The sequence below is a fragment of the Pseudomonas sp. AP19 genome, assembly GCF_001728855.1.
GTDB lineage: Bacteria > Pseudomonadota > Gammaproteobacteria > Pseudomonadales > Pseudomonadaceae > Aquipseudomonas > Aquipseudomonas fluorescens.
In genome coordinates this window covers 1-12,684 of the sequence record NZ_LXJP01000044.1, presented here as the reverse complement: position 1 = coordinate 12,684, position 12,684 = coordinate 1, and the positions used below count along the sequence as shown (strand labels likewise).

9 protein-coding genes are annotated in these 12,684 nt (G+C 58.1%); 4 read left to right on the top strand and 5 right to left on the bottom strand.

Annotated features, from left to right (window positions below; all coding sequences use genetic code 11):
* Positions 1 to 17: 17 nt before the first annotated feature.
* Positions 18 to 1,652 (bottom strand): VWA domain-containing protein, encoded by a 1,635-nt coding sequence (locus A7D21_RS24815; protein WP_069552904.1) that lies wholly within the window; start codon positions 1,650 to 1,652, stop codon positions 18 to 20.
* 539 nt (positions 1,653 to 2,191) lie between these two features.
* On the opposite strand from A7D21_RS24815, the gene A7D21_RS24810 reads away from it, so the two are divergent.
* The 4 genes from A7D21_RS24810 (at position 2,192) to A7D21_RS24795 (ending at position 10,188) form a co-directional block, all read left to right on the top strand.
* A complete protein-coding gene (locus tag A7D21_RS24810; RefSeq protein WP_256556279.1) occupies positions 2,192 to 4,135 on the top strand; it encodes a M10 family metallopeptidase C-terminal domain-containing protein in 1,944 nt (647 codons plus the stop codon).
* Positions 4,136 to 4,231: 96 nt separating this feature from the next.
* Positions 4,232 to 5,602 carry a M10 family metallopeptidase C-terminal domain-containing protein gene (locus tag A7D21_RS24805; RefSeq protein WP_083272232.1) on the top strand — a complete coding sequence of 457 codons (1,371 nt, stop codon included), beginning with the start codon at positions 4,232 to 4,234 and terminating at the stop codon, positions 5,600 to 5,602.
* Positions 5,603 to 5,694: 92 nt separating this feature from the next.
* Positions 5,695 to 7,902, top strand: coding sequence for a M10 family metallopeptidase C-terminal domain-containing protein (locus A7D21_RS24800; RefSeq protein ID WP_069552902.1), 2,208 nt, complete (start codon positions 5,695 to 5,697; stop codon positions 7,900 to 7,902).
* 420 nt (positions 7,903 to 8,322) lie between these two features.
* Positions 8,323 to 10,188 carry a M10 family metallopeptidase C-terminal domain-containing protein gene (locus A7D21_RS24795; RefSeq protein WP_254847139.1) on the top strand — a complete coding sequence of 622 codons (1,866 nt, stop codon included), beginning with the start codon at positions 8,323 to 8,325 and terminating at the stop codon, positions 10,186 to 10,188.
* Positions 10,189 to 10,269: 81 nt separating this feature from the next.
* On the opposite strand, the gene A7D21_RS24790 is transcribed toward A7D21_RS24795, so the two are convergent.
* The 4 genes from A7D21_RS24790 to A7D21_RS35900 form a co-directional block, all read right to left on the bottom strand.
* On the bottom strand, positions 10,270 to 10,920 hold the full coding sequence (locus A7D21_RS24790; protein WP_069552901.1) for a DUF799 domain-containing protein: 651 nt from the start codon (positions 10,918 to 10,920) through the stop codon (positions 10,270 to 10,272).
* On the bottom strand, positions 10,917 to 11,279 hold the full coding sequence (locus A7D21_RS24785; RefSeq protein WP_053253757.1) for a DUF4810 domain-containing protein: 363 nt from the start codon (positions 11,277 to 11,279) through the stop codon (positions 10,917 to 10,919). The genes A7D21_RS24790 and A7D21_RS24785 overlap by 4 nt, the downstream gene beginning before the upstream one ends.
* A gap of 29 nt (positions 11,280 to 11,308) precedes the next feature.
* On the bottom strand, positions 11,309 to 11,989 hold the full coding sequence (locus tag A7D21_RS24780; RefSeq protein WP_053253756.1) for a CsgG/HfaB family protein: 681 nt from the start codon (positions 11,987 to 11,989) through the stop codon (positions 11,309 to 11,311).
* A gap of 89 nt (positions 11,990 to 12,078) precedes the next feature.
* Entirely contained in the window at positions 12,079 to 12,243 is a 165-nt protein-coding gene (locus tag A7D21_RS35900) for a hypothetical protein (protein ID WP_169876195.1), read from the bottom strand.
* Positions 12,244 to 12,684: the final 441 nt, after the last annotated feature.

Sequence of the window (12,684 nt, the reverse complement as noted above, 5' to 3'; positions counted from 1 at the left end):
TTGGTGCTTCGCGGGGCCTACGATCCGTGTTTGAGGCTCTGCGCCAATGTCACCAGTTGCACGAACTCGTTGCGCAGCCCGAACGGGTCATCCCCGCGCGCCGAGCGGGCCAGTGCGGCGGTGTCCTGCAAACGCATGCTGCCAGTGTAGCGGCTATCCCCCTTGAGCTGTTGGGCGAAGGCCGCCACAGCGGCGGCGAAGCGCAAATCGTCGCTGGCCTGGCGGGTTTGGTTGCCGATGGGCCGCTCAATCAACTGGCTGGCACCGCCCGCCGCCGGTGTGTAGCGCACCCGCAACATCGCCAGCTCAGCGGAGGTGTTTTCGACCGCAGGGGCCGTGGCGTAACGCAAGGGCTCCAACCAACCCTTCTCGCCCTTCGGCACAATTTCGTACAACGCGGTCAGCGTATGCCCTGCGCCGATCTCACCGGCGTCGACCTTGTCGTTGTTAAAATCCTCACGCTTCAAGGCACGGTTTTCGTAGCCGAGCAGCCGGTACTCACTGACCTGCGACGGATTGAATTCCACCTGCAGTTTCACATCCCGCGCCACCACCGCCAGGGTCGAGCTGAGTTGGTCCACCAGCACCTTGCGCGCTTCACGCAGGTTGTCGATGTAGGCGTAGTTGCCATCGCCCGCGTCAGCCAATTGCTCCATCAGGTGCTCGTTGTAGTTATCCACACCGAAGCCCAAAGTGGTCAGGGATATACCACTTTTGCGTTGGTCGACGGCCATTTGCTTAAGGCTGTCGAAGTCGCTGATGCCCACATTGAAGTCACCATCGGTGGCCAGCAGGATGCGGTTGATGCCCTTGTCGATAAAACCTGCGCGGGCCATCTGGTAGGCCAGTTCGATGCCGGATGCGCCCGCCGTCGAGCCGCCTGCGGCAAGTTGGTCGATGGCGTTGCGGATCGTGGTTTTTTCGCGGCCGGAGGTCGGCTCGAGGACCACACGGGATTCACCGGCATAAACCACCAGCGACACACGGTCTTGATCACGCAACTGATCCACCAGCAGTTTCAGCGTGCTTTTCACCAGTGGCAACCCTTCGCGGCGGTCCATGGAGCCGGAGACATCCACCAGAAACACCAGGTTGGCCGGCGCCAGATCCGCCACCGCGCGATCAGACGCCTTGATGCCGATGCGCAACAATCGGGTGTGCGGGTTCCACGGCGTCGCGGCGACTTCAGTGGTTACGCCAAAAGGTGAGCCGTCGGTGGGCAGTGCATAGGTGTAGGGGAAGTAGTTGACCATTTCCTCCAGCCGCACAGCACCGTCAGGCGGCAGGCGGCCTTGGTTGAGGAAACGCCTCACGTTGGCGTAACTGCCGGTGTCGACGTCTGCACTGAAGGTCGACACCGGGTTGCTTGCCACGCTGTAGACCGGGTTGTCGGGCAGGTTCTGGTACTGCTCTCGAGGCGCGTCCCGATAGGCCAACGCCACCGACTCGTGCATGACCTTTTGCGAGGCCATCAATACAGGGGCCGCAGCGCGCTTGGCCAACGCACCCTCAGGGCTTGGAGATGGAGGCGTTTCGGCGACAGGCTTGGCGGCCTCTCGAGACGATGACAGCCCGCAGCCGACGAGCGTCGCCAACACGGTAACGACAAGGCTGCAGCCGATGGGACGCAGCAATAAAGGAGCCTGTGACATGGCGCTGAACCTCAACAGTGAATAGTCCGTTCATAGCTTCAGACGTGAGGTACGCCAGGTTCGGGTTAATGATCGATATTTTCTCGCGGAACCCGCGTGTCGGCTCCGCGTATAAAAAGCGGTCAGGCATTTAACAATGTTGAGTCCACAACCCCTTACCTGCCTGTGGGAAATCCTGGCAACAACAACGCTTGAACACCCTGCCCCCCCGCGCATGCTTATAAAGGCTTTAACAAAAGCCTTCAGACTGTAAGTGTTCCTGTATGTCTAAAAGAAACAAAATAAACACGACTGAAAACTGTACTTTCAACTATTCGAATAGCACGTTAAAAATCGTGCACACCACACGCAAGCCTTAAACTAAAAACAAACAACCCTGCTGTTGCAAATCATGTTGCAACGACCCACCGATACATTCGAGAAACAAATAACCCGTTGGCTATTTATTTATAGGATGCGAAGGTACTTACAGCACACGGACATGCACTTCCCAAACAGAAAAGGAATCCATCCCACAACAAAAACCATGGGTTACTCCTATGAGACTCGACTTCAGGGCTTCTTTATTCCAACAGCCGAACCCGACTGAACATTTCTTGCCGCCGATCCTAAAGCCCGTTGCTCAGCAGACGTTCAACTACTCGATCTTTCGTCCGTTTCTGCAACCGTTCTTACAGCATCCGTTCGTGCGTATTTTTATACATCCGATTATTCAGCCTCCCTTCGTACGTCCGGTTATTCAGCCACCTACACGCCCACCCATTAATCCAATCACTACCACCGCCCCCACGCCATCCGAGCCCCTCACCACGCGTAACTGGGACGGAAAAGACCCAACATTGCGGCCCGATGACCCCTATGTGGCCAGCTTGAATAAACGCTCTTTCGATGCGCGCCAGGCAAGCGACAACCTCACGCGGGAAGGCGCCAAGTGGGATGACCTGAATGGAGACGGCAGAACCTCTGTTGCCTACTCGTTCAACACAGGTTTCGGACAGTTCGATGAACGGCAAAAAGCACAGGCGCGGCTTGCCATGCAGGCGTGGAGCGACGTGTCCAATCTCGCCTTCGAAGAAAACGGGCCTCGCAGAGAGGGGAAAATGTCGTTTGGCATATCGAACACCGAGTCGGTTGCCAGCGGCTATTACCCCAGCAACCACCCCTATGGAGGCTCGACCTGGTACAACCCCAACCGGGTCACGCGTCAAACCTTGCTGCATGAAACAGGTCACGCCCTCGGCCTGTCACATGGCGGCAATTACAATGGCAGCCTGCACACAAGCCAGTGGAACCACGCACAGGATTCGAAAGCCCACACCGTCATGAGCTATTTCTGGGCGGATAAAAGTGGCAAAACCCACGGCGGCAACACCCCTGTGGCGCCGATGATGGATGACATTTCCGCTATTCAAAAACTGTATGGCGTCAATCGTCAAATCCGCCAGGAGAACACCACCTACGGGTTCAATTCCAACAGCCAGCGGGACTACTACACCCTCAACTCCAACCGCGATAATGCGGTGTTCTGCGTATGGGACGGCGGCGGCATCGACACTCTGGACGTCTCTGGCTACGGTTCCAACCAGACCATCAACCTCAAGGCCGGCTCGTTCTCGGATGTCGGCGGGCTCAAGGGCAACGTGTCCATCGCCCGGGGTGTCACCCTGGAAAATGCCATCGGCGGTTCAGGCAACGACGCTCTGATCGGTAACGAGGCTGACAATCGGCTCACCGGCGGCGCAGGCGGTGACCGGCTGCGGGGTGGCGGCGGCGCAGACACCTTCGTTTACAACAGGGCCAGTGACTCCACGCCGGATAACCCGGATGTGCTCATGGACTTCATCAGCGGCACCGACAAAATCGATGTGTCCAGGGCCATGAAGCACGCCAATGTCGCCAGCCTGGCCTTTGTCAGCGAAATGACCGGCAAAGCGGGGGATGCGGTACTCATCCATGACGCCAGCGGCAACAAAGGTAGCGTGGCGATCGACCTGACGGGCGACGGCAAAGCCGACCTGTTGATCCGAACCCACGGGCAAGTCAAACCAGGGGATATTGTTCAGTCCGCAGGTGCCGTAACCCTTGATACTCAGGCGGACACGCCGAGTAATCGCGCCACATTGACGCCCCCCAGGCACCATCGTTCGAGTACATACACTTACGAAAAGGCCAGCGACTCGACCTATCACAATGCGGATCTGCTCCAGGATTTTGTCAGTGGCCAAGACAAGATTGATCTCACCGGTTTGATTAACAACACCGGCGTCCACCTTCAACTGGTCGAGCGCTACACCGGCCGCATTGGTGACACCCTCGTGAAGTTTAACGCGTACAGCGGTCGCTACTTCGTGGGCGTGGACTTGACGGGTAATCGCCGAACAGACTTTCTGATCAAGAGCACTCAACGCATAAAACCTGAAGACGTCATCGGTGTACCTAAACGCCCCAACGCTCGGGCCAACGCGTTTTCACGGGCCAGGTAAACCCCTGCGTTAAAGACATTAACGCCTGAAGAACCCCATTCACCCATGAGCCTTAACGTTCACGCTTCACTGTGCCTATAAAAAGGATTCAAGTAGATGTTGCCAGTTAGTCAATCGTCTTACCCGGTACGTCCAGTCATATACGCCAATCAACCCCCTGATGTCGTAAAGGCCCCCGCATTGGCGTCCTACACCACTGATCAAGCTGCCCGGCAACTGCTGCGTACCAGTCATGAACGAGGGTTTAAATGGCAAGACCGCAACCGCGACGGCGTAGTGGATATTGCCTATGAGTTTTTCACTCCCGACAACCCGCACGCGGTCAGCCATGTCCCCAAGGGCGCCAGTGAATTAAGTGAGCATCAAAAGAAACTGGCGCGTATGTCCATGCAAGCCTGGGCCGACGTCGCCCGTATCACCTTTTCGGAAAACAGCGCCAGTACCGAAGGCCGACTGACCCTGGGGCTTTACGCAGGTGACGGCGAGTCCTATGCGTCCCTGCCCTATCCCCGGGACGTCAAAAAAGGTGGCGAGGCATGGCTGGACAAAGGGCATGCGCAACCCAGCACGGACCGCTACGACCGGCAGGTCATGGCACATGAAATTGGTCATACGCTGGGCCTGGATCACCCAGGGGACTACAGCCAACAACCCGCCGCGCGCCATTATCTGCAGGACACTCAAGCCTACAGCCTGATGAGTTACAACCCCGAGATCCGCAGCGGTCAAAACTTCTCGAAAAACGGTGAATGGACCCACTACCCGACGGCGCCGATGCTGCATGGCATTGCAGCTGTGCAGGCGCTCTACGGCTCGAACCACAAGACCCGTAGCGGCAACACCGTTTACGGCTTCAACTCCAATACCGATCGCGACTATTACAGCCTCACGTCATCACGCGACGCGCCAGTCTTTTGCATATGGGACGGCGGCGGCATCGATACGCTGGACTGTTCCGGCTTTGACAAGCAGCAAACCCTCAACTTGAACGCCGAAGCGTTCTCTGATGTTGGCGGAATGAAAGGCAATGTCTCCATCGCCAAAGGCGTGACCCTGGAAAATGCCATTGGTGGCACCCATAACGACACGTTAATCGGCAACAACGCGAACAACCGGCTAACGGGCGGTGGCGGCGCTGACACCCTGAGAGGCGGCGGCGGCGCTGACGTTTTTGTCTACGACAAGGCGAGCGACTCGACTGTGGCCAGCGCCGACCTGATCACCGACTTTGTCAGTGGCAGAGACAAGATCGACCTCACGGGCTTGAGCAAAGCAACCCTTACTCAGCAGCGACTGGTGCGCGCCTACACAGGGCGCGCGGGCGACACCGTAGTGAGGTTCAACCCGTACAGCCAGCGCTATTTTGTGGCCATTGACCTGACCGGAAATGGCCAGACGGACTTTTTGGTCAAGAGCACCCGGTTGATCAGGCCTCACGATATTACCGGCCTTATTACCCCCCGATAACCGTTCAAGTGAAGGCGCTGCTTGAGCGTTCGCGCCTGAAGCAGTGCCTGACTTCGTCGATAGCGTTAACGACTGACAGAAGGTAAAAATCCATGCTCAGAACCAACCCGTCCCCTATCACGCCTGCTTTTTCGAATGCCCAGGCCGCCGCGCCGAACAGCCAAGCGGCCAGCACGCCTACAAGCCTGAGCAACCCAAAAAAATCCTACAATACCGATCAGGCCGCAGAACAAATCACCCGATTGGGCTACCGCTGGAAGAACATAAACCGTGACGGCACTACGCACATTTCCTACCAGTTTTTCACCCCGTCCATCGCAACGTTCAATTCGCCCAAGGGCGCCAATGAATTTACCGCCGGCCAGAAAAGTGACGCAAGGCGCGCAATGCAGCTCTGGTCAGATGTGGCCAATGTCACCTTCAGGCAAAACGCCCCCTACGCCGAAGGGAAGATGTTATTAGGCAACGACCCCCACCTCCGGTTTGCCGGAGCAGGCTCCTACCCAGGCATCTACAGGGACGGCACGCAGGTCTGGATCGCTTCCGATGGCAAGGAAAGAGCACTGAGCCAAGACCATTTCGAGCAATGGCTCATGAACCATGAAATCGGGCATACCCTGGGCCTGCTGCATCCCGGTCATTACAATGGCGCCGGTGCCAGCTACGCCACCGATGCAGGGTATGCCGAAGACACCCGGGCCTACAGCATCATGAGCTACTGGTGGGAAGGCAATCTCGGCCATGACTTCGCCAAGCAACAGCGCACGTACTACCCCTGCACCCCAATGATGGACGACATCACCGCCGTGCAAAAACTGTATGGCGCCAATTACACCACCCGCAACACCGACACCACCTACGGCTTCAACGCCAACGCCGGGCGCCAAGCGTTCAGCCTGCGATCTTCAACGGATGCCCCCGTATTCTGCATATGGGACGGCGGCGGTCATGACACCCTGGACTTCTCCGGTTTCCACCAAAACCAGCGCATCAACCTCAAGGCCCAACACTTTTCTGATGTCGGCGGCATGCGAGGCAACGTCTCCATTGCCAATGGCGTAACCATCGAAAATGCGATCGGCGGCTCGGGGGATGACCTGCTGACGGGTAACGCTGCGAACAATCGCCTCAAAGGTGGCGCAGGCGCTGACGTGCTGACCGGCGGGGCCGGGGCCGATACGTTTATCTACGACAAGGCCAGCGACTCGACCCGGGATCGCTCCGACCTGTTCAGTGACTTCAGCAGTGGGCAGGACAAAATCGATGTATCCGGGGCATTGCGTGAGGCGCGTGTGGAGAGTCTGCGCTTTGTGGCACGGTTTAGCGGCCGGGCGGGCGAAGCGGTGTTGGGCTACAACCCCAGCACCCGGGAAAGCAGCCTGGCCATCGACTTGAACGGCAACGGCAACGCCGACCTGTTCATCAGGAGCAGCCGTGCAATCAAGGCCAGCGATGTGATCGTCAATGGTTCAACGGCCCACCGGCTGCTGCCACCCGCACCGCCAGCCACCTCATCATTGCCCACGGTCTCTTGGCCCGCAGTCAAAATCAACGCCCCGCAGCGCGCACCGTTTTCCCTGCAGAACTGGTCCAGTGAGTCGCTCAAGAACTCCCCCATGTATGCCTCTGCCAAGGCGGTGGGCAGCATCCGCGAGGTGACCGTGGTGCGCGACTCATGGGGCTACGAGCGGGTTCACTACACGACGTTGGGCACCGGCTCGCTGATCGACTCAGGCGCCAGCGTATTGACCAACAAACACGTGCATGACGCACTCGCCAAAGGCAGCAAGCTGGAACTGTGGCTGGGGTACACCGAAGATCCAAGCGGCCGCATGCGCGTTGAACGCAAGGTGCCGCTGGACAGCCGCGCGATCAACAGCGACGCGCACCTGGATTACGCCGAATTGCGGGTCGACTTGCCCCAGGCGCAGATCAGCACGCTGGCCAAGCAGTTCCCGCCGCTCAAACTGGCCGATAACCCACAGGCCCAAGCCGGACAAAAAATCTTTATGCCCAACCACGGCCAACAAGGTCAGGGTATTTCTTTCCTGAACGCCGACGGCAAGCCCACCACCCTGTTGGGGCTCAGCACCGACAGCGGTCCCCAAAGCACCTTCTATCATGACGCCTACAAAATACCGGGCACGTCCGGTTCTCCGCTGATATCCGCCGACAGCGGCGAAATCATCGCGCTGCACTACGGTTCAATCATCGGCCAAGTGGGCAATAGCCACGCCTCAAGAGGCGCCGCGACACGCGCTGAGCTGATCCAGCAGCACCGCAAACAGCGGCGCCTGTGATGGCAGGTATTCGGGTGAGCCGCATCCGCCGCGAAGCGCGGCGGCAGCTTGCCCGGTGCCCGTTACAACGTCGCTGTTCAGTTCGGCAGCGGGGCCGCTTCGGCAGGCTTGTGCACATCAGGGTAGGAGGCCGGATAAAGTCTGAACCTCGTGAAGGAATAGTTCACGTACACGATCAGACACAGCATTTTAGAAGCAAGGATTCAGGCTCAACTTTCTTGGGTAAATCCGATACAGCCCACGCAAAAAAATACTGTTTGTTGTTCAGCCAGCAATCGCTGGAATAAAAACCCTAGTTAACATTTCGAAATGAAAACACACTGCACATAACATCTTTTCAAGATCAGCACAGACACTTACTTAGACACATATCTGAACATTGGAAATCCAAATCGCCGTTGATAACTTCATCCAACGCAAATGGAAACTGCGGGCGTCACCGAGAAGGGAAAACACAACTATCCGGCAAGAGTTATTACTTTGAAAATACACCCTGGAAAACTTTCCTATCCGCTCAATTCGCTTGCTGCCCAACCGGCCGAGCGTTCCTCTCGCCTTTCCGATTCCCGGCCGTTTGTCCAACCTTCAACCCAGCACCGTTTCGTGCGCCCGCACGCCCGACAAACTGTTCAGGCCGGTCGTCAATGGGATAGCTCGGCTGCGAGCGCAGGGAACACCAATGGCAGCCAGTACGACGCAACCCTGCGCGCGGACGACCCGCACCTGGGCAAAGCCAACAGGCTGTCCTTTGATAAGCAACAGGCCATTGAGCAGCTCACACGGAAGACAACCACATGGCAGGACTTGAACCAAAACAATAAAACCGAGATTAGCTATTACTTCAAATACGAGCAGGGTATTGGATTCAACGCACATCAAAAACAGGAAGCCCGGCGCTCCATCGAGTCCTGGGGCGACGTGGCCAATCTAACGTTCACTGAAAACGGCGGCTCGGCGGAAGGGCAGTTGACCTTCAAAATATCCGACGCCGTCAGCGTTGCCGACGGCGCCTTCCCTTACAGCCGCTTCATGGGCAGCCAAGGCGGGGATACCCGCTACAACCAAAATTATGTGGCACGGCCCCACATAACCCATGAAGTTGGACACGCCCTCGGCCTGAGGCACCCGGGTGACTACGACGGTAAGCCAGACGATACGAAACGAATCTATGCCCAAGACTCCAAGGCCCATACCATCATGAGCTATTACGACGCTCAAACCAGTGGCAAACGTGTCAGATATGACCTGATGGCCCCCATGATGGATGACATCAGTGCGATCCAACACAAGTACGGTGCCAATTATAAAACCCGCCGGGAAAACAACATTTACGGGTTTAACTCCAATACCGGGCGGGATTACTACTCACTGAACAGCAACCGCGATAGCGCTGCTTTTTGCATATGGGACGGTGCCGGTAACGACACGCTTGACGCCTCGGGTTACCACACCAACCAGGTTATCAACCTCAGGGCGGGGTCGTTCTCCGACGTGGGTAACGGGCAAGGTAACGTCTCGATCGCCCGGGGTTGCACTATCGAAAACGCCATTGGCGGTTCAGGTGCTGATGCGCTGATCGGTAACGATGAAGATAACCGGCTTACTGGCGGGGCCAGCGCTGATCGTTTACGCGGTGGCAGGGGCGCCGACAGTTTTGTGTACCACCACGCCAGTGACTCCACGCCGCAAAACCCGGATGAAATCATGGATTTCACCAGCGGCACCGACAAGATCGATGTAACGGGTGCGTTGAGGAGTGCCGGCCTGTCTTCCGTGTCGGTCGTCAATGCCTGGAGCGGCAAAGCCGGTGAGGCGCTGCTCACCTACGATGAAAGAAGCGGCATGGGTTCGGTGGCCATCGACCTGAACGGCAATGGTAGAGCGGACCTATTGATCAAGACCCATGGGCGGGTCAAGCCCACAGACATCACCCCGTTGTACAAACACGAGCTGCCTGCACGTGGTGCGCGGCCTGTGACACCCACTGCGATAAAACCGCGTGTTGTCTTCCACAGCGCCCGCGACTCAGGTGTTGCCAACGCCCGGTTACTGACGAACTTCAACAGTGGCGCCGACCTGATTGACCTGCGTGCAATCGAGAAAGAAGCGAATAAGCGCCTCACCTCCGTCAAACAATTTACCGGCAAGGTCGGGGAGACCATCGTGAGCTTTAACCCACACAGCAACCGCTACTTCGTCGCAATCGACTTAACCGGCAACCGTACAACGGACTTCCTGGTGAAAAGTACGCATGTGATCAAGCCGAAAGACATTCTGGTGAACTGATAACAAAACGTGAGAAGCCCACCGCGAAAGCTGTGCTGACCCGAGGGCCAGCAGAGCCTTCTACCCGGTTGAACCGTTAACTCAGTCCGTACCGTATTTCGGGTTACGCGGACCGTACAAAATCCCCGTACGCTGCCCGGCCGACAGCAAACGCACACTGGCGATACCGGCAATCGGGTGCGCGGCATCGGTAGAGCTGTTGATCACCTGCTTGACCGCCGCCGAGATCAGCATGCCCACCAGGCCGCCGCTGTTGTTGTTGCCTTCCTCGCTGGAAGCACGTGCCGAACCGGTCCACAAGGTGGTGCCGGTGCGCAGGTCTACCAGCTTGGCCGAGGCGGTCACGGAGGTGTCGCTGGAGATCAGCATGTACTTGGTGCCGTACTCGCTGACGGTGATGTACAGCGCCGCATCCGCACCAAAGATGTCATGCAGCTTGGCCGGTGCCACGCCCTGGATATCGTTGGCGGTGGTCAGGCCGTTCTGGCGGAAGGTTTCGTCCACCAGGGCAATCGGCAGCACGTAGTAGCCCGCTTCGGCCAACGGGTAGGTGACCTGCGAAACCAGGCTATAGGACGCCTGCACTTCCGGCGATTCATTGATCGGCGGCAGTACCAGGATCGACTTCGGCCGGGCCTGTTTATACGCCGTGTAATCAATGGTCTTGGGCGCCGCGCAGCCGCCGAGCAACGCCAGGGCGAGCAAGGCGCCGGTGAGTTTTAACAGGCTCATTTGGCAGCGACTCCGGTTTTGGCGTTTTTCAGCAGAAAGTCCATGTACGAAGCCGACTCGGGGAACAGTGCCTTCTCGGTGCGAAACTCCTGCACCATCTGGTCATCCTTGCCCATGCTCAGGTACAGCATGCCCAGGTGCGCGTGGTAACCCGGCGGCGCCTTGCGGCCACTGGCGTTGATCTTTTGCAGATCGCGCTCCAGTGCTTCCACCTGTGCTTCCTTGGGCTCACCCTTGAAGTACTCGTAAACCTCTGCCTGGTAGCTTTCCCATTGATACAGGGGTTGGGGCGCCGTCTGGCACCCGGCGACCGTTGCGATTGCTGTCAGCATCAGCGCCAACTTAACTGCCTTGCTCATCCTTGTACTGCTCCTTGAGGTGCTGCTGATCAGTTGCGCGGGTTCCAGGCGCCGGCATTGATGCCGTCGACGAGGCGGTTGATTGCTTCGCGCATGGCCAGGTCGAGGACCTTGCCATTGAGGGTGGAGTCATAGCTGGCGGTGCCGCCGAAGCCCACGATTTCACGGTTGGACAGGGCGTACTCACCGGCGCCCTGAGTGGAATACACCACTTCGGACGTGCTGATGTTGACGATATTGAGCGCGACCTTGGCGTAAGCCACCTGGGTTTTGCCACGGCCGAGAATGCCGAACAGCTGGCGGTCGCCGGTCTCTTTGCGGCCGAACTCGGTCACGTCGCCGGTCACTACATAGTCAGCGCCCTTCAGCTTCTGCACGGTGCCTTTGATCGCGGCTTCCTGGGAGATTTCGCCCATGTTGTCGCGGTCCAGCACGCTGAAGCGGTTGGTCTGCTGCAAGTGGGTGATCAGGATGGTCTTGGCCTGGCCACCGAGGCGATCAACGCCATCGGAGAAGATGCCGCGCATGTAACTGGAACGGTTATCGAACTTGCCTACGGCAATCGGTACACGTACGCCGGAATAGGCCACGCTGGCGCTGGCGACTTGTTCCACCGGCATCGCGCGATTGCTCTCCGTGGCGCAACCGGCCACGGTCAGCAGCGCTGCGGCGGCAACGCCCGACAGCAGGATTTTGGACAGTGTTTTCACAGGGTGCTCCTAGGGTGAGAGGTCCGTGGTTGCAGCAGGTGAACCAGCGGGAGGGACTGTTGTGTACGTCATCTACGCTGTGGCAGCGATCAGAATTTGCTGAAAAAATGCGCGATCTTGCCCAGCGCCGCAACATCGAACGTGTCGGGCCAGCAGGTAGGTGTTTTGGCAAGGATGACCGGCGCAGAGCGGTCCGGCTGGAGAGTGCAGCCCGCCATCAGGCAGGTGACTGGGAGAAAAGCAGAAATGCGCATTGCTTGATTCGTCCTTGAAAAATGCCATGTTGCTAATGCCGCGACATTTTACGGGGTTGCCCGGTGTACTCAAGCGGTTTTGCTGCCAAGTGGGCGTTCACCGCCCAACGGCAACGCCCGCCTCGTCGGCGGTTCTAGCCAGGCGCACCAACATTTTGCGGTGGCCAACGGGCCGAACAACCTGCAGCCCCCCGCGGCCGAGCACAGTGGAGTGCGGCCAATCTGACAGACACAGATACAAAAGTGGGAGCGGGCTTGCTCGCGAAGGCGGTGGGTCAGTCACGTGAGGTATCGACTGGTCTACCGCTATCGCGGGCAAGCCCGCTCCCACAGGGGTTTGGTGGTGTTGGCTGTTCTTGTGGTACTGGCTGATGTAGCGGGCAGAGTACGGCCATCTGACAGACGCAGATCCAAATGTGGGAGCGGGCTTGCTCGCGAAGG